A 17,287-nucleotide genomic window follows, 5' to 3' on the forward strand; every position below is an offset into this window, starting at 1 on the left:
CGACAGCGAGGCCGGATGCGCCGTCACATCCTTCTCGGCTTCCAACTTGGCCGACAGTTCCGGCATCGTGATGTCCGACTCGGCCTCGACCCACTCGAGCAGAACCGTCAGGTACGGCGCCAGCTTGCCGCCGCCGGGCGGTCGACCTTGCCGCGCCGGCTCCGCCGAGCCCGTTCGCGATACCCGTTCCGCCAGCTTCACCGCAAGCTCGCACTGACATCGTAGCGCCGAGCCGCGCCTCGCCGCGACACCCCGCTCGCAACTGCTGCCTGAACACGATCCCGAAGGTCAATCGAATAAGGCTTCCCCATCCATACCTGGCCTCCACGCCCAGCCAGCATCTTGAATCAGACTTCCGATTCCCTGGGAATTCCCTTTCGATTCTTATTTCAAGCTCGGTGCTCTAGTTTGGTTTATCTATCCCGGATCAGCGGCAATCTGCATGGTAGAAACATAATGCAACCATTCACCTGCGTTGGCCATGCATATCGATCGCTCCACCATACGCAAATCCGCCCGCCAGCCGTGAGGCCAGCGGGCGCAAGTTCAGGGAGGAAACGCCCGTCGGGCATGTCGGCTCCGGACGGATCCAGCCCCCGACTCGTGTGCGCCTTAGCGCATGTTCGGTGGTTCGCTCTTCAGGGGCACGCCGCCTCGAATCGGGCATTGAGCGAGCGGGCCCGAGTGTTGGCGGCGCACGCCTCGGTCACGGTCTGCGGCGTGTCGGCCTTCCCGTCATAGGTGATTTCCCGCACGGGGAAGCCCGGCCGCAGCGCCTCATATGCCGGGGCAGAGGTTGGCATGGCGGTCGCCGGTGGCGGGGCTTCATCGCCAAGGCAGCCGCCCAGCGCCAGGCTAACGGCGCAGACTGCGATCGTTCGGATCATGTTCAGGCTCCGGTCTGGATTCAGAATCACGGGCGGCATCGGTCGCGGCGCGGATGGTCGCCGCGCCGGTCTTGAGGTCGATGTTCTGCTGTTCCGCACGGCCGAGTTCGCGGCTGAGATCGGGCGCCGGCGGCTTCTTGACGAAGAGGCCGACCAGCAACTCGTGCGCTTTCGGCAGCAGCGCCAGCAGCCAGGCCGGCATCAGCCGGCCCTTCCCCGGACCTGCGTCACCCCGAACGCGGTGAGGTTGCGCAGCAGCTCGGCGATGACGGTCTGTGCGACCTTGGCCGCCTTGAGGCGCGCTTCCTCGACGGTGTTCGTGGCGGCGAAGATAGCCTCGCTGGACTGGATGGCCGAGGCCGCTGCCGCGAGGCCCTTGTTAAGGATATTGCTGACCGACTCGCTGTAGCAGAGCGGCGGCGGCAGGCTCTCCGCGCTGCACACCGGCATCAGGTTGTAGATGCCGACCAGCCCAAAGGCCACCACGAGGCCCATCTTGGCGTCGCCGAACACCTGGTCGGCACTCGCCTGCTTGTCCTGCACGGTGCCGCTACAGGCCGTCACGGTCGCCATCAGGCCAAGCATCATCGCGGCCGCCAGGCCGTTGCCATCTTCTTCATCGCTCTCTCCTGGGTTGAAAGCGGGACAGGCTTTCGGCTGGGAAGCGAAAGCACTCTTTGACGATCGGTCTCGGGGCGCCGCGCTGTTTCGGGCTAGCTTTCGCTCAGCCGCGACGCTCGCGCCGGCTTCGTCGGTTAGGCCCCGTGTCATTCGCTCCCCGCAGTGACCGGGGCCGCTCTCTCCTATTTCTTCGACTTCTCGACGAGCACGTCGCCTTCGGGATGACCGCCACGACCGTCACGTCGGGGATGCTCTCGACCTTGCGGATCTGAGCCGTGGGGCTGGCGCTCTTGCCGGCGAACAAGGCGCTGATGATCGGCAGCAGGACTCCCAACGCGCCGACGATCACGGCAACGCCCTCCCCGATCTGGCGGACCATCTCGACGGCCCTGTCGGCATCGTCCTGCCCCATGAGGCCCAGCGCGACAGCGACGGGCATACCCGAGGCAACAGCGGTCACGACATGCAGCGAAACCGCGACGACCTGGTCCTTGGTAAACCGTCCTCCGAAGAGACGGCGCAGGAGCTGGATCATCGGACGTGCCTTTCGTAGGCGGCTGCTATTTTCGGGGCGTAGACATCCACAGCGGCGGGCCCGTTGTAGCCAGCGGCGAAGGCGTGCCAGTCCTTGCGCTGCAGGGCGTCCTGCAGGGGGCCGGTTGGCGAGGATGAACCGCACGAAGAGATCGAGCTGGCCGGCTTCCGTGAACGCAGCAGCCTGAATTCATAGGGCGTCGGGAAGCCCAGCGCCGCGAAGTGGAAGTCCATGATCTGGAAGAGCCCCCAGCTGGTCGCCTGGATGGCGGCGCGCTCGTCTAGCGCCGAGGCTTCCTCGAATTGCGCCCACGCCTCCAGCTTCGTGTTGGCCGCAACAGACGGCGTCCACTGCTGGCGCGAGATGTGCGGGTGCGAGTCGTTGAACCGGTAGTCGGTCATCCTGCCGAACCAGTGCGCCCTCGAGCCGGATCGGCGGGCGCATCTAGCCAGCGATATTCCACATTCCCTGCCCGCTGGCCTCGACCTCCGCCACAGCTATGACGGCCGCGACGTCGGCGCCGAGCTTGTCGGCCGCCGCCTGATAGTCGGATTCTGTCATAATGAACCAACTTGGTTGGTATCTTCGTCGAGACGAACAGGACCAGCGCGCCGATCAGCACCAGCGCGATCCCCTGCCCGATCTGCTTCAGCGCGCCGTTGCGGACCACGCGGTACATCGCGAAGAGATCGCGCAGGCCGCGAATATGCTCGGGCGCTTCCTCGTCGCCGAGGCCCACGGTCGAGAGCGCCTTCTTGGCGCCCCGCTCCGCGGCATCCTCGAGCAGCGCTTCCAGCGCCTCGCGCGGCATGACGACGGGTTCGGTCATCCACTCCTCCGGGTACACATGAAAATGCCGCCCGGAGCCGACAAGCCCTGTCGAGCAGGAATTCAGCTGAAACTGAGCGCCCGCCTTTCGGCGGTTCGGCTTCCTTGCCGGCCTGATGAGACGGGCCCACTATTCGGACCCATGCAATCGAACCGACGAGCTGCTGCGTGGCGTTGGAAGCGCGTTTTGCGATGGAGCCAATGGGGCTTGCTGATCGGAGCGCTTTTATCGCGACGACTGGTGTGGGGAGACCGAGATACCGCTGAGGCAGTCGGTACGGTCGTCCTGATTCTGTTTGTCATCGTCCTGGTTCTGAACGCGACGTTTCGCTGTCCGGTCTGCAGAAAATTCTTCTACTGGAGCACCCGGAGGGTCGACCCCTTTAGTCGGAGTTGCTTGCACTGCGGCGCCCGCTCAGCCACTTAAATCGTGACGATAAATGCCACGCCCGACGATTGCCCCATGCGTTTCCCGCGTACAGGGCAGCCTCAGGCGAACACGGCGCGCGCCTCGGCGACCAGATAGCCGTCCTCAGTCCAGCGCGTACCCGCGATGGTCACAGCGTCGGTGAATTTCATCGGGTGGCCTCAAAGAAAAGCCGCCCGGAGGCGGCTGGGGGCGAAGTACCTCCGCCTCATCACGCCCAAACCACCGGCGAGCTCTCAAGCTTGCGAACGGCGCCCGTCGCCTGGATAGCCGCCCAAGCTGCAGCATATCCGGGCCACTCGGTGTGGAGGCGCAGCATCGCCCAGTATCCGGGCTCGACGGCACCGGGCGTCGTTACCTCTCCCGCGTCTGGGTCAACGACCGGCTCTGTTATCCACGGCGCCTGCATCGGCGCGTGCATGGCGTAGTTGCGATTGCCGGTCGGGACCGATCCGTCCTCCGGGAAATCGACGCCGATTGCGGCCGCCGCCACGCGCGACGTTGCTTCGTCCGGGAATTGCACATAGATGGCCGACGACCAGGTCATGCAACTCTCCTCGCCACAACGCTCTGCAGAGGGGACGGGTCCGTCGGCACGGGGTAGGAACCGCCAGACACGACGACCCCAACGACATTTGTCATGCCGCTTAGTCTCGTAATGTCGATGTCGTAAGTGCCGTCGGTCATCGTCATGGACAGCACGTCGGCAGCGCGAGTGACAGCCGCAGGGGTGCTGAATATCTGAGAAGATAAAGCCCCCTGCTCGAGTTGCGGCAGACCGATGCGCAAAGTTAGATCAATCGTGACGCCGCTCGCGTACCCGACGTACATTTCGCCCCGCACGAAGCGACCAGCGCTGCTAAACGTCCCGATTTGCGAGTAACGCAGGCTTCGCAGCGGCGCTGTTGTTGGCGCTATCGACCCAAAAAGCCCTTGCGCGGCTCCGCCGCCGCTGGTCCGACCGCTGACGTACAATTGCAAATCGGAGATGTTAGCAAGGCTGCCACCTACAACGCGGGCAAAGACACTTGATGCCCAAGTTTGACCGTTGGCAGCCGCAATTTGGGTGCTGCCCTCGAACAGTATGGATTTGCCTGCATTGCCGGATGACGTGCCAGCGTAGCGAAAGTCTATGAATGGAACTCCGTCTTCAGTCCCTGTCCCGACAATCGTGCGCATGACGCCTTTCCGCGGTGCCAGTGACAGCCCAATTTGTCGGCACGGTTCCGGGTGTTCCCGGTGAAGCGCCTACCATTGTGCTATTTCGGAGACTGTTGTTCGCGCTGGCTCGTTCAGTAGCCCTTGAAGCGCGAGCGTGCTTGGGCCGTAGGTGAAGCGCGGCGCGTCGTTCGCTGCAGACTGAAGCACGCCCGCGCTGTCGAAGTACCAACCGGTTGATGCACGGGTTAGCGGGGCGCCAGGTGGCAGTGCGCCATTTAGGAACGAGTACGTGCGCGGCCCCGTCCGCCGCCCCATCAGCATCAACCGCTGCGGAGCGCGCATGTCAGGTCCCCGTGCCGGAGAGCCGGACCTGCAGGTCGCTCGTCGACGTGAGCGTGACGCCAGTGACGTCGACCAGCAGGCCATAGATTTGCGCGTGCTGGCGGCGGGTAGCATCGGGATCGCGAGGTTGCCCAAGCGGATCGTGTTCGGCGTCCCGTGATCAGTGAGGTAACCACCAATCGCAGTGATGGGCAGCGCGATGACCTTGAAGGCATCGGCGGCGGCCAGCGAATAGACCGCGTTGTCGGTCTTGGTCGTGCCGGACGGGCCGGCGTTGAACAGGACCAGTAGAAGTGACGGCGTGACCGCCGACTTCAGTGCAATCCGCACGTCCTGAAGGATGATTGGCATATCGTCGGCCGGAGCGACGACGTCGAACTCGAGTAGCCCGCCCATGATGTCGCCGGCCGAATAGGCACCTGCGGTGACCGCAGGCACCACGGGAACGCTGAAGCCCCAGCCATCCACCCGTTCGGCGCCACCGGTATCCTCCCATGCCTCGATTTCAAGGCCGGCCGGGCCTTTGATCGTGATCGCACCGACGGGAACATCCCCATGAATTTCGATCGGATTGTTCTTCGTGACCGCCAGGTTCCCGGTGACGCCCTCCGCGGCATCGACGGCGCCGTCGAGAGAAACGCCGGCAACTGCGCGGCCCGGGAAGTAGGTATCCTTCACGCCGATTCGAACATAGGACCGGCCGACATTCGCGGGCATCAGGGTCTGGGTCGAGCTGTTGCAGGTCAGATGCCGTGCGGTGCGTGCCATGTCGGTGTCTCCGTTGAAAGGAAGGGCCGCGAGACGGCTGGATGATCAGAAGGCGGGAGCCGGATCGAAGCTCACGTCGCTCGGGCCTTATCAATCGCCGCAGTCGCGGCGTTGGCGGTGGCCTGATGCGGATTGGCTGGAGAGAGCATGAAGCCCGTCACACTCAATATGACGTGGCGCGGCGAGCGCCCGACCGTCGGATGCTTCCTGCGCACGGCGTGCGGCCGGACTGCCTACGAAATCACCGGCATTCGTGGATGGGGTGCCGGCGGCTGATGCTGACCTGTAGGCGCTGGGAGCCCAAGGAAGTGCCGGCCGAGGCGACCGTGCTCGAGTTCCTGGAACCGGCGGACGAGGTCGCGCGCATGACCCGCCGCAACATGATTGTCTGCGATCGCTGCGGCACGGAGGTCGCAGAACGCGACATCAAGAAGAAGCCGTGTCACTCCGGTCTCGTCGAGCTGTTCCCGGAAGGGCCGGCCAGCTCGAGCCTCGAATTCGACCTCTGCCTGAAGTACATGGCCGCGCTGAAGACGTGGCTGGCGAAGGGCCGGAAGATGGCGGCATGAACAGGCCACCCCTCTCCCCCGCTGCCTGGCGGGCCGCGCATGAAGCGGCTGAGCGCTGCATCCCCAGGCTGATCGCGCGAGGGCTTTTCGCGGCCGCCGCCAATCTTGCCCCGGCGGTCGAAGCAGTTCGCCGAACGCGCCGCTGCGCCCGACCAGGCGCCGCGGGTGCGGTCGTTGCCGGACATCATCGAGTCAAAGGAGGGCCGATGCCATGACAGCGATGCCACGCGACCTGAAGGCTCACGCGCCGGATCACGACCCGTGGCTCACCGAGCGCGAAGCAGCCGAGGAGCTTCGTGTCTCAATCTCCGTCATTAGGGCCGAGCGCCGTGACGGTCGCCTCGGTTTCGCGCGGATCCGAGGCCGCGTGTTCTACCCGCTCTCGCTCATCAAGGAATACAAGGCCAGCATCACATGCCCAGCGAAGTCAAAACTCTGGGCCACCCCGACAACGGACGCTACTACGTCATCTGCACCGAGAAGCGGCGCTCTTTCCGTGTTTCAACGCGCACGACAGACGGTGAAGAGGCAGAAAGATTTAGGAAGGCTTTCGAGCTAGAGCGGAACGACGGCGAGCCCAAGAAGGCTGCCGAAGTCGAGGTCGGTCTGCTGCTGGATTCGTACTACGAGCGTCATGCGAAGGCTCTGCCCAGCGCCCAACGCATCGACATCGCCATCGCCATCGAGCACCTGAAGAAGTTCATCGGTGCCGGCGCCGCTTCCACCGTGAACGCCAGGAACCTCGAGCGCTACATCTAGCAGTGCCGCGACGAAGGCAAGGCCGATGACACCATCAATCGGCACCTCCGCTCCCTCCGCGCCGGACTCCGCTTCGCCGTGAAGTCCGGCGACCTCCGTGCAGCACCGTTCGTGCCGAGCCTCAAGGAGCCACCACCGCGTCCGCGCGTCCCGACGCGAGCCGAGGTCGACAAGCTGCTCAAGGCTGCCCGAGCCAGCGAGGACTATCGCCACGTTGAGACCTTCATCCTCATAGCCAGCAATACTGGCGCACGGCGATCGGCAATCTTGCAGCTGACATGGGATCGCGTGGACCTGAAGGCCGCCACGATCGACTTCCGCAAGCCGGGCGTCGCCCAGACCCGGAAGCGGCGCGCGATCACAGGCATCGCCGCTGCGCTGGTCAGGCACCTCGCCCAGTTGAAGAAGCGCACTGAGAGAGACAAGGTCGTCCAGTTCCGAGGGAAGCCCGTCAAGGCCATCCGCAGGGCCTTCAGGAGCGGCGCGGCGGATGCCGGGCTGCCGCAGGTCACGCCGCACGTCCTGAAGCATACCTTTGTGTCGCAGGCCCTTCAGGTCACCTCGCCATGGGTCGTTTCCGGCATGACAGCGACGAGCATCCGCACCCTGCAGTCGGTCTACGGCAAGCACACGGTTGCTGATCAGAAGCGGGCCGCCGAGGCGATGGCGGCACTTGCGCGCAAACCAGCGCCCGAAGACGAAGGTCGCGCCGAAGCGTCGACCTCGCAAAAAGCCCGCGAAATAAGGAAGAAAGCGATGGTGGGCGCGACAGGGATCGAACCTGTGGCCACTGCCATGTCAAGACAGTGCTCTACCGCTGAGCTACGCGCCCATCGCCTGTGCTGCGGGGTTTCGAAACGCCCCGTAGCGCGGAAGCCCGGTCGTCTACATTGCCCGAACAGGATTGGCAAGAGCGCGAAGCGTGACGCGACCGAATTCGCGGGCTATGACCACAAAATGGATTTCGCCCCGGTCCTGACCGATCACGAGGCCCTGGATTGCCGGCTGCCGGCGCGGCAGAGCGTCCCGGTGGTCGTCGCGTCGCCGCACAGCGGCTCGACCTATCCCGCCTCGTTCCTCGAGCAGGCCGCGGTGCCGCTTTCCGCGCTCCGCCGGGCGGAAGACGCGTTCGTCGACGAGCTGTTCGCGGCCGCTCCCTCGCTCGGCATGCCCTTCCTGGCGGCCCGCTTTCCGCGATCCTACGTCGACGCCAATCGTGAGCCCTACGAACTCGATCCCGCCATGTTCGAAGGTCCCCTGCCGCGGCCGCTGAACCATCGCACGACGCGGGTGGCCGCCGGCCTCGGCATGATCCCCCGGGTCGCAGCCAATGGCGAGGCGATCTACCGGGGCCGCGTTCCATCCCAGACCATAGAGCATAGGCTCGAGACCTGCTGGCGCCCCTATCACCAGACCCTCTCGCTGCTGGTCGAGAACACCTACAGCAGCTTCGGCGGCGCCCTGTTGATCGATGCGCATTCGATGCCCTCTTCCGCTTCGACGCTCGGATCGCGCGACCGTGACCAGCGGGTCGATATCGTACTGGGCGACAATCACGGCGAAGCCTGTGCGCCCGAGTTCACATCCGCCGCCGAGCGCTGGTTCCGCGCGCGAGGCCTGCGCGTTCTGCGCAATCAGCCCTATGCGGGCGGCTTCACGACCCAGAGATATGGACGACCTTCCCTCGCTCGTCACACGCTGCAGATCGAGATCAACCGGTCGCTCTACATGGACGAGGCGCGGCACGAGCGGCTTCCGGTCGTGGGAGTCGTCGCGCGGCTGATGACCGGGCTGCTGGAGACGATGGCCGAGCAGGCACGGGAGACCCTGCTGCCGCCGCAGCCCCTGGCGGCCGAATAATCACCCGACCAGACGACCGCAAAAGAAAAGTAGGCAAAAAAAGGGGCCGCGACTAGCGCGGCCCGAGTTTAGGGAGGAAACGCCCAAGACGGGCATACAGCAAACAATGCGGCTACCGAGGTAGCGTTTGCTGCCCGCTAAGAATGGTGCACCTGCGAAGGGAATGCAAGAGCGAAAAAGAGCCCTGAATTCACATATTTAGCGTTCGTTGATGTCTGATCGGGGGTGTGGCGTTTTTGCAACGCACAAGAATAGTGCGACGCAGCTATGCAGGGAGAGCATTGCTTCAGCAAACGCGCGGGGTGTCCGATTTATGTAAGCTGCTCAAATACTTAAGCCCAGTATGGAGGGGTTGTTGGCCCAGAAGTTCGTAGTCGCAATGATGATGCACGAGACCAATACGTTCTCGCCCCTGCCCACCCCGATCGACTCCTTCGCCCGGGCGGGCTCGCTGAGCGGCCCGATCGCAATCAAGGAGGCCGAGGGCACGAACACGTCCCTGGGCGGCTTCATCGAGGTGGCCCGCAAAGCTGGCGCCGAGTTCACCGTGCCCATGGCCGCCTCTGCCCATCCGTCGGGCCTGGTCACCAAAGCGGCATACGAGCAGATGACCACCGCGATCGTGGACGAGGTCAGGAAGGGCTGCGACGCCGTCCTGCTGGCCCTGCATGGCGCGATGGTGGCCGAGCATTACGACGATGGCGAAGGCGAGCTCCTGAACCGCATTCGGAAGATCGCGCCGGACGTGCCGATCGCCGTGGCGCTCGATTTCCATACCCAGATGACGGACGCCATGGTGAACGGCGCCACCATCATGACCGGCTACCGCACCTACCCCCATATCGACATGGCCGATACGGCCCGCCGCGCCGGCCGCACCCTGATGCGGACCCTGGCCGGCGAGATCGAACCGAAGATGGTGTGGGGCAACCGCCCGATCATGAGCAGCTCGCTGGTCCACACCCCGTCGCGCGAGCCGATGAAGACGCTGATGGGCATGGCCAACCAGGCCGAGGACACCGGCGAGGTCCTGAACGCCTCGGTGTTCGGCGGCTTCCCGCAGGCCGACATCCCCCATCTCGCCCTTTCCTCGGTCATCGTTTGCGACAAGCGGACGGCCGAAGGCGAGATCCTGCTCAACCGCATCCTCGATACGGCCTGGGAGAAGCGCGAAGGCTTCCTGTTCCATCCCGAGCCGCTCTCGGTCCAGGTCGGCCGCGCCAAGGGCTACACCGATTATCCGGTCGTCATGGCAGACCATGGCGACAACACCGCCTCGGGCGGCACCCAGGACGTGATGAGCGTCATCGAAGAAGCGATGAAACAGGAGCTCGAGGATGCCTGCGCCGGCCCGATCTGCGATCCGGCCTGCGTCGAGCAGATGATCGAGGCCGGTGTCGGCGCCGAGGTGACGCTCGAACTGGGCGGCAAGATCGACATGCCGGCCATGGGCCTCAAGGGCAAGCCACTCAAGGTCACCGGCAAGGTCAAGGCCATCACCGACGGCCAATTCACCGTAACCGGCCCGATGGCGACCGGCACCACGGTGCGCATGGGCCGCACTGCCGTGCTCGACACCGGCAAGATGCAGATCGTCGTCTCGGAAAAGCGCGCCGAGCCCTACGATCTCGGCGTCTTCACCCACTGCGGCATCGATCCGCGGCGCAAGAAGTACGTGCTCATCAAGTCGCGCCAGCATTTCCGCGCTGGCTTCGAGCCGATCGCCAAGCACATCGTGATGTGCGACGGCGACGGCTGCACCGCCTCCGACCTCAAGCTCTTCAAGTACGAGCGGGTGAAGCGCCCGCTCTACCCGTTCGACCTCGACATGCGGCTCGGCCGCAACGAAGCCTAGGAGCCCCCATGGCCACTTACGACATCGTCATCCGCAACGGCCAGGTGGCCGACGGAACGGGCAGGAAGCTCTTCGCCGCCGACGTGGCGGTGAAGGGCGATCGCATCGCCGCCGTCGAGGCGCCGGGCACGTTGCGCGGCGACAACGAGATCGATGCCACAGGCAAGGTCGTGGCGCCGGGCTTCATCGACGTGCACACGCACGACGACACCGCGCTGATCGACAATCCTTCCATGGCAATGAAGGCCAGCCAGGGCGTCACGACCGTGGTCTGCGGCAATTGCGGCGTCTCCGCCGCGCCGTACGTCAGGCCCGATGTCGGCCACTGGATGTCGCTGATCATCAAGAAGAAGGAAAACCTGTCGAAGGACTTCGCGTCCTTCGCGGGCAAGGTCGATGCCGCGAAGCCCGCCATCAACGGCGCCTTTCTGATCGGCCACGGCACCCTCCGCATCAACTCGATGGGCGACGACCTCAACCGGGTCGCGACGGCGGGCGAGATCAAGCAGATGCGCGAGCTGCTCGACCAGAGCCTCGAACAGGGCGCGATCGGCATGTCGAGCGGCCTGTTCTATGCGGTGTCCAGCCACGCCTCGACCGACGAGGTCGCGGACGTGGCTGCGCCGCTCGGCAAATGGGGCGGCGTCTACACCGCCCACATGCGCGACGAGGGTGACCATATCCTGAAGGCGATGGACGAGACCTTCGAGATCGGCCGACGCGTCGGCGCCGAGATCATCGTCTCTCACCACAAGTGCTCGGGCCGCTCCAACTTCGGCCGCATGAAGGAGACGCTGCCCCACTTCAACGAAGCGATGAAGAAGCAGCAGATATCCTTCGACGTTTATCCCTATGTCGCGGGCTCGACGATCCTGCGCAGCGACATGCTGGAGCGGGCCGACAAGGTGCTGATCACCTGGTCCGACAAGGTCGAGGGCATGAGCGGGCGCGATCTCAGGGAGATCGCCGAGGAGATGGGCTGCTCGATGAAGGAAGCGGCCGACCGCATCCAGCCGGCCGGCGCCATCTACTTCATGATGGACGAGAAGGACGTGCAGGCCGCGATGTCCCATCCCGGCGCCATGATCGGCTCTGATGGCATCCCCTTCGACGCCCATCCGCATCCGCGCCTGTGGGGCACCTTCCCGAGGGTGCTCGGCCACTATTCGCGCGACCTCGGGCTGTTCCCGCTCGAAGATGCCGTGCGACGCATGACGTCCTATTCGGCGCAGCGTTTCCACCTGGCCAAGCGCGGCGAGGTGAAACCCGGCTTCTATGCCGATCTCTGCATCTTCGATCCGGCGACGGTGATCGACACGGCCACCTTCGAGAAGCCGATCTCGCCGGCCAGGGGCATCGACACGGTGATCTGCAACGGCGCCTTCGCGTGGCGCGACGGCAAGCCCGGCGGCGGCCAGGCCGGCCGCGCGCTCAACCGCCAGGCCATGCAGGACGAAGCCAGGGCCTGATCGCCACGTCGACGCCACCCAGGAAAGAAAAGGCCCGCTTCATGCGGGCCTTTTTATTTCCTCAGTCGTTGCCTTCGTCTCGGCGGGTGCGCTCCATGCGTTCGTGGCGCTCCTGCGCCTCGACCGACAGGGTCGCGATCGGTCGCGCCTCCAGACGCTTCAGCGAGATCGGCTCGCCGGTCTCCTCGCAATAGCCGTAGGTCCCTTCCTCGATCGACTTGATCGCCTGGTCGATCTTGGAGATCAGCTTGCGGAAACGATCCCTCGTCCGCAACTCCAGCGAGCGGTCTGTCTCGGCGGTCGCGCGATCGGCAAGATCGGGCTGCGCGAGACTTTCTTCCTGCATGTTCTGGAGCGTCTGATTCGATTCCTCGATCAGCTCGTCCTTCCACTTCAGCAGCTTCTGCCGGAAGTACTCCTGCTGCATCGGATTCATGAAAGCTTCACGTTCTGACGGCCGATAATTCTGCGGCAACGTAATCGACATCGTCGGCAACTCCACTCGAAGCCACGACGGTCCGCCCGGGAAGGGCCGACCCTTTCGAAGCGCGCGGAGTATAGGGATGGGCCTTTCCGGAGCAAGAACGTTTCGGGGCCGCCGCCCGATTCAGCCGTGCGGTGCAACAATTACATCGGTTGTAATAATCCACGACTTTCGAGGCATTTGAAGCTTGAAGTCAGACTCCTTGCTGCAACGCAGCAAATGCCTGCAAAGACAGCAGTCTGGCGAAGGTCGTGGACGGATCGAAGGCAGGTTCGCCGGAGAACGCTCGCTCGCCCGCCTCTCCCAGACTGGCACCCGCGGCCAGCGCTGCAACGAAGGCCGCTTCGGCCGGGTCGAGGCACGCGAAGGCCGCATCCTCCGGCCGACGCAGGACGAGCACCGAGGCCGATCCCTCGTCCAGGGAAACGGTTCCCGCGGGCGCCCCGGGCTGGGCGGCGTGCCAGATCCGATCGATCGGCCAGGGCGAGCGGACCAGGGTCGCCCCGGCGGCCAGAGCCAACTCCAGTTCGAACAGCCGCTCGCCGGGCAGGCCGGCTAGGTCGGAAGCCTCGAGCCTCGGTTCGATCGGCGCGTGGTAAGCGAGGTTCAGGGCCCAGTCGAGCCGCGACACGTCGGCCAGATAAGGCAGCGTTGCGGCGGGACCGTAGCCTGACACGAAAGCCGGGAACGCCGCGCCATACTCCGCCAGTACCGGTTGCCCAGGGAAATCCTGCAGGACGAATCCCGCCGCCATGGTTGCGAAGAATGTCTCGCCGACGATCGCCTGTACGGTCGGGAACGTGGCCGCGAGCGCCCCGATCAGGCTGTGGCGGACATGATGGCGATGGATGCGCAGGCGTGCGGTGGCCGAGACCGCGTCGCCGACGACGGCATGGGCAAGATCGGGCCTGTCCTCACCCCCGAGATGCGCCGCGAACGCGGCCTGCAGATCACGCAGCGCGAGCATCGGCCACGATGCCAAGCGCTCGCCCCGCCCGCCGCGCCTCGTCGAGCAGCACGGCGAGAGCCGGAAGATCGGTGTCCCATTCGACCAGCGTCGGCCGTGGCCCGTAGCGCCGCACGATCTCGTCGAACAGCGCCCACACGCCCTCGCCCACCCGGCTGCCATGATCGTCGATCAGGACTGGCTCGCCGTCGGCGTCGTTCACCGCATGGCCGGCGAGATGATACTGGCCGACGGCCGAGACCGGCAGCCCGTCGAGCCATGCTCCGGGATCGAGCCGCAGATTGTGCGCCGTCACTACGATATTGTTGGCGTCGAGCAGCACTCCGCAACCGGTTCGGCGAACGAGTTCCGCCAGGAACTCCGGCTCGGACAAGGTCGAGTGCGCGAAGGCGAGATAGCAGGACGGGTTCTCGACCAGGACCTGCCGCCCGAGCCGCTCCTGCAGCCGGTGGACGTTGCGCTCGACGACCCCGAGTGCCTCTTCGGTATAGGGCAAGGGCAGCAGATCGTTGAAATAACGGCCGGCCAATCCACTCCAGGCGAGATGGTCCGATACGAGCGCGGGCTCGAGCCGACGGATCAGTGTCGCGACACGATCGAGATGCGCCTCGTCCACCCCGTCGACCGAACCGAGCGACAGGCCGACGGCGTGGATGGAGAACTCATAGTCCTCGCGCAGGCGCTCGGCGGTTCCCAGCGCCGGCGAGTGCGCCAGATAATTTTCAGCGTGGATTTCGAGAAAGCCGGTCGCCGGCCGGTCGCGCGCGATTTCCGCGAGATGCGGCGAACGCAGCCCGATGCCCGCGACCGGCTTCATGCTCAGCTGGGCGTGAGCTTGCCGCCGACGATCTTCTCGCAGGCGCCCTTAGGCACCGACACCCAGGCATCGGCCTGCGCATCCTTCTTCGATGTGCCGGCACAGGACGATTTCGCCGTCTGGCAGTCGTTCTTGCCGGCCTTCGAGATGCCGTAGCACTTCTCCATGTTGCCCTGCGCCTGGCTGGTGGCAGCCGGCAGCACGAGCGCGGCGGCGAGAGCCGAGGCGATGGCGACGCGAGTCGAGTTCATTGTGTCCTCCATGACATGACGAAGCCCAGTCTATACTGCAGATTGCGGCAGCAGGGGGTCGCCCCCGATAACGTACCCACAGTGGCGGAGTAACGGAAACTTGTTCGACAAGCCCGGCAATGGCCTGCTGAGCCCCGGCGACTTCGTGCGGCACCCCGACCGACAGGACTGGGGCCTCGGCCAGATCCAGTCGATGATCGGCCATCGCATCACCGTCAATTTCGAGAATGCCGGCAAGGTCGTGATCGACGGTAACGTCATCGAACTCGCTCCAGACGACGCATCGCCTCGCTGAGTTCGACCGGCGTGTTGACGTTCAGGAACGGCGCGGCGTTGCCCGGCCAGACGAGCTCCTCGAACACGTAGCGCTGGGCGAAGGTTTCGACCCGCCGCATGCCCTCCTCGAGGATGGCGCGGCGCAGGTCGGCCGCGAGTTTCACCGACCAGATGGCCAGCGTGTGTTCGCGGCGTTTGCCGTGACGCACCATCAGCACGTCCGGCTCGGGAACGTGCATCAGGCCGCACAGCCGGACGGTAAGATCGAGCGGCAGGAACGGCACGTCGGCGGGCGCCGTGAGGATCCAGCCGGAATGCGGGTGATGCCGGCGGGCCCAATCCATGCCGGCGAGGATTCCCGCCAGCGGTCCGAGCCGCCGTCCCTCGCGTTGTGCCGCCTCCTGGATATCGGCCGGATCGGCGATCACCGGGACGCCGAGCGCGCGGAACTCAGGCGCGGGGTCGTTTGCCACGATCACCAGATCCATGACCTGGGGCCGCAGCCGCTCCACGACATGCGCCACCATGGGCCGGCCGTCGAGCACGCGCAGCGGCTTCAGGACGCCCGGTCCCATCCGCCGTCCCTCGCCGCCGGCCAGCACGACACCCACGACGGCGCCGCTGCGGACGGGCCCGAATTTCTGCAACGTTTTCATCGCCATGGTGGCACTATGCGACGACCAACGAATCAAGCAAGGGGGAGCCTCCAATGACGTTCAGCATCGCCAAGGTCGCCACGTGGCTGCATCAGGTCGACAGAGCGCGCGCCGTGGTCGGATGGTGGCCCGAACGGTTCGCGACGGACGACGAACGCCTCGCCTACAAGGTCCAGGACGCCTTTCTCAAGAAGCAGGTCGTCAAGCAGGGCCCGCTGGTCGGCTACAAGATCGCGCTGACCTCGCCGCAGATCCTGGCGCAGACTGGTCTGAAGGGGCCGGCCTATGGACCCATCCGCAAGAAGCGCGTGTTCGAGCACAAGGCCACCGTCCGCGCCGATCGCTGGACGCGACTGGGCGCCGAACTCGAGATCATCCTGGTCGTGAATGCCGACGTGCCACCGCCGAAGGGCAAGCCGTACGACCGCGAGTCGATTGCGCAATATGTCGGCGAAGCGCGCGCCGGTTTCGAATTGATCGAGGACCGGGGTGCCGACTACAGCCGCCTCGCGGTCAATCCGCTGATCATGGATGCCGGCTGGAACGGCGGCTCGCTGCTGGCGAAACCGAACAAGGACTGGGCGAAGCTCGATCTGGGCAACCTGCACGGCTCCGTCTCCTTCGACGGCAAGGTCGTGCGCGAGGGTCATTCGGGCGACGTGCTGGGTCACTGCTACAATGCGCTGGCCTGGCTGGCGAACAAGCTCGGTGAGCACGGCAAGCGCCTGAAGAAGGGCATGATCGTGTCGTCGGGCAGCATGGTCGCCTGCCAGTTCGTACCACCGGGAAGTACTGCCACCGGCCGGATTGAAGGCCTCGGCGAGGTGACGCTGAAGTACGAGCTGCCGAAGTAGCTCCTACGCGAAGGTCGCGTCGGGGCGGAGCTGGCGCCACGACAGGCGGTGCACCGCCTCCTTTCCGACGACGAGCGCGTGGTAGTCGTCGGGAAAGAGCTGCGCGATTGCCGGGTCAAGCGCATTTAGGCCCCCGGCATAGGCGCCGAACGCAGGCAGGATCAGCCGCCGTCCGTCCGTCAGGAAGCAGCGCCGCCGCAACCCGCGCCCCCTCACGGTAAGCGCCGCGACCGGATGGTAATGCCCCGAGACTTCGCCGTCGGCCGGTCCGAACAACGCCTCGTGCCGGAACACAAGCGGCCCCGCCTTGATCTCCTCCGCGACCTCGCCCCAGCCCGAGGGCGGCGGCGCCGGATCGTGGTTGCCGGCAATCCAGACAAAGCGCGTCCGCGACGTCAGCCGCTCGATCTCGACCCGCTCCGAATCCGGCATGCGCTCGATGGCGGCGCGATCGTGGAACGAGTCGCCCAGGCAAACGACCGTGCGCGGTTGTACGGCATCGATCAGCGCCGCCAGGGCGCCCAGCGTCTGACGCGTGTCGTAGCGCGGCAGGAGCTTGCGAGCGTTGACGGCATAGGACGAGCCCTTCTCCAGATGGAGATCGGCCACCGCCAGCAGCCGCTCCGTCGGCCAGTGCAGGGCGCCCATCGGCAGCGCCTCGAGCACCTGTCCCGCGCAGATGAATTCAAGTGCGTTCATGGAAGTCCTGGCCCCGAAGTCCGCCGGAATACCGCCACGATCTCACGCAATCTCATGCGAAGCACGATTGACCCCATCCAGGGCCGTGCGCAAGGTGACTTGATGCATCGTTTCGTGTGTTTCGTCCTCGTCGCCTTTCTCGGCGGATCGCCGATGGCCTTTGCCCAGATGCAGCCGCATCGTGCAGAGTATGTGCTGAGAC

Annotated in this window: 23 protein-coding genes, 1 tRNA gene and 2 pseudogenes; 9 read left to right on the top strand and 17 right to left on the bottom strand. The window is 65.2% G+C overall.

The features are described 5' to 3' along the window. From ACT6UX_RS29485 to ACT6UX_RS29530, 10 genes and pseudogenes are all read right to left on the bottom strand, one after another. Positions 1-201: pseudogene (locus tag ACT6UX_RS29485) on the bottom strand (IS630 family transposase); the annotation flags it as partial. A gap of 437 nt (positions 202-638) precedes the next feature. Further along, positions 639-803: a hypothetical protein gene (locus ACT6UX_RS29490; RefSeq protein WP_444778718.1), complete on the bottom strand. Its 165-nt coding sequence runs from the start codon at positions 801-803 to the stop codon at positions 639-641. A 52-nt stretch (positions 804-855) separates the two neighbouring features. After that, the gene (locus ACT6UX_RS29495; RefSeq protein ID WP_444778719.1) at positions 856-1,089 is read right to left on the bottom strand and encodes a hypothetical protein; all 234 of its coding nucleotides are present in this window, start codon (positions 1,087-1,089) and stop codon (positions 856-858) included. Continuing rightward, on the bottom strand, positions 1,089-1,460 hold the full coding sequence (locus tag ACT6UX_RS29500) for a hypothetical protein (protein WP_444778720.1): 372 nt from the start codon (positions 1,458-1,460) through the stop codon (positions 1,089-1,091). The genes ACT6UX_RS29495 and ACT6UX_RS29500 overlap by 1 nt, the downstream gene beginning before the upstream one ends. 151 nt (positions 1,461-1,611) lie before the next feature. Beyond that, entirely contained in the window at positions 1,612-2,043 is a 432-nt protein-coding gene (locus tag ACT6UX_RS29505) for a hypothetical protein (RefSeq protein ID WP_444778721.1), read from the bottom strand. Then, entirely contained in the window at positions 2,040-2,444 is a 405-nt protein-coding gene (locus ACT6UX_RS29510; RefSeq protein WP_444778722.1) for an N-acetylmuramidase domain-containing protein, read from the bottom strand. Before ACT6UX_RS29510 ends, ACT6UX_RS29505 begins: the two co-directional genes overlap by 4 nt. Further along, positions 2,441-2,872 (bottom strand): DUF6127 family protein, encoded by a 432-nt coding sequence (locus ACT6UX_RS29515; RefSeq protein ID WP_444778723.1) that lies wholly within the window; start codon positions 2,870-2,872, stop codon positions 2,441-2,443. The genes ACT6UX_RS29510 and ACT6UX_RS29515 overlap by 4 nt, the downstream gene beginning before the upstream one ends. Positions 2,873-3,509: 637 nt before the next feature. Continuing rightward, positions 3,510-3,845, bottom strand: a complete 336-nt coding sequence (locus ACT6UX_RS29520; protein WP_444778724.1) for a hypothetical protein — start codon at positions 3,843-3,845, stop codon at positions 3,510-3,512. Further along, the gene (locus tag ACT6UX_RS29525) at positions 3,842-4,477 is read right to left on the bottom strand and encodes a hypothetical protein (protein WP_444778725.1); all 636 of its coding nucleotides are present in this window, start codon (positions 4,475-4,477) and stop codon (positions 3,842-3,844) included. Before ACT6UX_RS29525 ends, ACT6UX_RS29520 begins: the two co-directional genes overlap by 4 nt. 69 nt (positions 4,478-4,546) lie before the next feature. Further along, positions 4,547-5,569: a hypothetical protein gene (locus ACT6UX_RS29530; protein WP_444778726.1), complete on the bottom strand. Its 1,023-nt coding sequence runs from the start codon at positions 5,567-5,569 to the stop codon at positions 4,547-4,549. A gap of 147 nt (positions 5,570-5,716) precedes the next feature. Here ACT6UX_RS29530 and ACT6UX_RS29535 point away from each other — a divergent pair, with 147 nt between their 5' ends. From ACT6UX_RS29535 to ACT6UX_RS29550, 4 genes and pseudogenes are all read left to right on the top strand, one after another. Then, entirely contained in the window at positions 5,717-5,845 is a 129-nt protein-coding gene (locus ACT6UX_RS29535; protein WP_444778727.1) for a hypothetical protein, read from the top strand. After that, positions 5,845-6,138 (top strand): hypothetical protein, encoded by a 294-nt coding sequence (locus ACT6UX_RS29540; RefSeq protein ID WP_444778728.1) that lies wholly within the window; start codon positions 5,845-5,847, stop codon positions 6,136-6,138. Before ACT6UX_RS29535 ends, ACT6UX_RS29540 begins: the two co-directional genes overlap by 1 nt. 220 nt (positions 6,139-6,358) lie before the next feature. Then, positions 6,359-6,697, top strand: coding sequence for a helix-turn-helix domain-containing protein (locus tag ACT6UX_RS29545; RefSeq protein WP_444778738.1), 339 nt, complete (start codon positions 6,359-6,361; stop codon positions 6,695-6,697). A 311-nt stretch (positions 6,698-7,008) separates the two neighbouring features. Next, positions 7,009-7,383 (top strand): annotated as a pseudogene (locus ACT6UX_RS29550) (tyrosine-type recombinase/integrase); the annotation flags it as partial. A 271-nt stretch (positions 7,384-7,654) separates the two neighbouring features. On the opposite strand, the gene ACT6UX_RS29555 reads toward ACT6UX_RS29550, so the two are convergent. Further along, a tRNA-Val gene (locus ACT6UX_RS29555) sits at positions 7,655-7,729 on the bottom strand. A 125-nt stretch (positions 7,730-7,854) separates the two neighbouring features. Here ACT6UX_RS29555 and ACT6UX_RS29560 point away from each other — a divergent pair. The 3 genes from ACT6UX_RS29560 to ACT6UX_RS29570 all read left to right on the top strand — a co-directional run bounded on the left by ACT6UX_RS29560 (position 7,855) and on the right by ACT6UX_RS29570 (position 12,081). Further along, a complete protein-coding gene (locus tag ACT6UX_RS29560) occupies positions 7,855-8,757 on the top strand; it encodes an N-formylglutamate amidohydrolase (protein WP_444778739.1) in 903 nt (300 codons plus the stop codon). A gap of 355 nt (positions 8,758-9,112) precedes the next feature. Beyond that, a complete protein-coding gene (locus ACT6UX_RS29565; protein ID WP_444778729.1) occupies positions 9,113-10,612 on the top strand; it encodes a M81 family metallopeptidase in 1,500 nt (499 codons plus the stop codon). 8 nt (positions 10,613-10,620) lie between these two features. Beyond that, positions 10,621-12,081 (top strand): N-acyl-D-amino-acid deacylase family protein, encoded by a 1,461-nt coding sequence (locus tag ACT6UX_RS29570; protein ID WP_444778730.1) that lies wholly within the window; start codon positions 10,621-10,623, stop codon positions 12,079-12,081. 61 nt (positions 12,082-12,142) lie between these two features. On the opposite strand, the gene dksA is transcribed toward ACT6UX_RS29570, so the two are convergent. The 4 genes from dksA to ACT6UX_RS29590 form a co-directional block, all read right to left on the bottom strand. Continuing rightward, on the bottom strand, positions 12,143-12,568 hold the full coding sequence (gene dksA / locus ACT6UX_RS29575) for an RNA polymerase-binding protein DksA (protein WP_295137970.1): 426 nt from the start codon (positions 12,566-12,568) through the stop codon (positions 12,143-12,145). A gap of 190 nt (positions 12,569-12,758) precedes the next feature. Beyond that, a complete protein-coding gene (locus ACT6UX_RS29580) occupies positions 12,759-13,532 on the bottom strand; it encodes an HvfC/BufC family peptide modification chaperone (protein ID WP_444778731.1) in 774 nt (257 codons plus the stop codon). Further along, positions 13,516-14,349 (bottom strand): MNIO family bufferin maturase, encoded by an 834-nt coding sequence (gene bufB / locus ACT6UX_RS29585; RefSeq protein WP_444778732.1) that lies wholly within the window; start codon positions 14,347-14,349, stop codon positions 13,516-13,518. The genes ACT6UX_RS29580 and bufB overlap by 17 nt, the downstream gene beginning before the upstream one ends. A gap of 2 nt (positions 14,350-14,351) precedes the next feature. Further along, entirely contained in the window at positions 14,352-14,600 is a 249-nt protein-coding gene (locus ACT6UX_RS29590; protein ID WP_444778733.1) for a BufA1 family periplasmic bufferin-type metallophore, read from the bottom strand. A 100-nt stretch (positions 14,601-14,700) separates the two neighbouring features. On the opposite strand from ACT6UX_RS29590, the gene ACT6UX_RS29595 reads away from it, so the two are divergent. Next, the gene (locus ACT6UX_RS29595) at positions 14,701-14,895 is read left to right on the top strand and encodes a DUF3553 domain-containing protein (RefSeq protein ID WP_444778734.1); all 195 of its coding nucleotides are present in this window, start codon (positions 14,701-14,703) and stop codon (positions 14,893-14,895) included. Here the strand turns inward: ACT6UX_RS29595 and mobA are convergent. Then, a complete protein-coding gene (gene mobA, locus ACT6UX_RS29600; RefSeq protein WP_444778735.1) occupies positions 14,858-15,538 on the bottom strand; it encodes a molybdenum cofactor guanylyltransferase MobA in 681 nt (226 codons plus the stop codon). The two genes, ACT6UX_RS29595 and mobA, sit on opposite strands and share 38 nt — an antisense overlap. A 47-nt stretch (positions 15,539-15,585) precedes the next feature. Between mobA and ACT6UX_RS29605 the strand changes: the two genes are divergently transcribed. Next, positions 15,586-16,386, top strand: coding sequence for a 2-keto-4-pentenoate hydratase (locus ACT6UX_RS29605; protein WP_444778736.1), 801 nt, complete (start codon positions 15,586-15,588; stop codon positions 16,384-16,386). A 3-nt stretch (positions 16,387-16,389) separates the two neighbouring features. On the opposite strand, the gene pdeM is transcribed toward ACT6UX_RS29605, so the two are convergent. Beyond that, positions 16,390-17,085: a ligase-associated DNA damage response endonuclease PdeM gene (gene pdeM, locus ACT6UX_RS29610; RefSeq protein WP_444778737.1), complete on the bottom strand. Its 696-nt coding sequence runs from the start codon at positions 17,083-17,085 to the stop codon at positions 16,390-16,392. Positions 17,086-17,287: the final 202 nt, after the last annotated feature.

This window comes from Reyranella sp., from assembly GCF_052439685.1.
In the GTDB taxonomy this organism is placed as follows: Bacteria; Pseudomonadota; Alphaproteobacteria; order Reyranellales; family Reyranellaceae; genus Reyranella.

Coding starts and splice junctions, on each gene's coding strand:
- ACT6UX_RS29490 (WP_444778718.1), bottom strand. CDS start 803: ATGCCAACCTCTGCCCCGGCATATGAGGCGCTGCGGCCGGGCTTCCCC.
- ACT6UX_RS29495 (WP_444778719.1), bottom strand. CDS start 1,089: ATGCCGGCCTGGCTGCTGGCGCTGCTGCCGAAAGCGCACGAGTTGCTG.
- ACT6UX_RS29500 (WP_444778720.1), bottom strand. CDS start 1,460: ATGGCGACCGTGACGGCCTGTAGCGGCACCGTGCAGGACAAGCAGGCG.
- ACT6UX_RS29505 (WP_444778721.1), bottom strand. CDS start 2,043: ATGATCCAGCTCCTGCGCCGTCTCTTCGGAGGACGGTTTACCAAGGAC.
- ACT6UX_RS29510 (WP_444778722.1), bottom strand. CDS start 2,444: ATGACCGACTACCGGTTCAACGACTCGCACCCGCACATCTCGCGCCAG.
- ACT6UX_RS29515 (WP_444778723.1), bottom strand. CDS start 2,872: ATGACCGAACCCGTCGTCATGCCGCGCGAGGCGCTGGAAGCGCTGCTC.
- ACT6UX_RS29520 (WP_444778724.1), bottom strand. CDS start 3,845: ATGACCTGGTCGTCGGCCATCTATGTGCAATTCCCGGACGAAGCAACG.
- ACT6UX_RS29525 (WP_444778725.1), bottom strand. CDS start 4,477: ATGCGCACGATTGTCGGGACAGGGACTGAAGACGGAGTTCCATTCATA.
- ACT6UX_RS29530 (WP_444778726.1), bottom strand. CDS start 5,569: ATGGCACGCACCGCACGGCATCTGACCTGCAACAGCTCGACCCAGACC.
- ACT6UX_RS29535 (WP_444778727.1), top strand. CDS start 5,717: ATGAAGCCCGTCACACTCAATATGACGTGGCGCGGCGAGCGCCCGACC.
- ACT6UX_RS29540 (WP_444778728.1), top strand. CDS start 5,845: ATGCTGACCTGTAGGCGCTGGGAGCCCAAGGAAGTGCCGGCCGAGGCG.
- ACT6UX_RS29545 (WP_444778738.1), top strand. CDS start 6,359: ATGCCACGCGACCTGAAGGCTCACGCGCCGGATCACGACCCGTGGCTC.
- ACT6UX_RS29560 (WP_444778739.1), top strand. CDS start 7,855: ATGGATTTCGCCCCGGTCCTGACCGATCACGAGGCCCTGGATTGCCGG.
- ACT6UX_RS29570 (WP_444778730.1), top strand. CDS start 10,621: ATGGCCACTTACGACATCGTCATCCGCAACGGCCAGGTGGCCGACGGA.
- dksA (WP_295137970.1), bottom strand. CDS start 12,568: ATGTCGATTACGTTGCCGCAGAATTATCGGCCGTCAGAACGTGAAGCT.
- ACT6UX_RS29580 (WP_444778731.1), bottom strand. CDS start 13,532: ATGCTCGCGCTGCGTGATCTGCAGGCCGCGTTCGCGGCGCATCTCGGG.
- bufB (WP_444778732.1), bottom strand. CDS start 14,349: ATGAAGCCGGTCGCGGGCATCGGGCTGCGTTCGCCGCATCTCGCGGAA.
- ACT6UX_RS29590 (WP_444778733.1), bottom strand. CDS start 14,600: ATGAACTCGACTCGCGTCGCCATCGCCTCGGCTCTCGCCGCCGCGCTC.
- mobA (WP_444778735.1), bottom strand. CDS start 15,538: ATGGCGATGAAAACGTTGCAGAAATTCGGGCCCGTCCGCAGCGGCGCC.
- ACT6UX_RS29605 (WP_444778736.1), top strand. CDS start 15,586: ATGACGTTCAGCATCGCCAAGGTCGCCACGTGGCTGCATCAGGTCGAC.
- pdeM (WP_444778737.1), bottom strand. CDS start 17,085: ATGAACGCACTTGAATTCATCTGCGCGGGACAGGTGCTCGAGGCGCTG.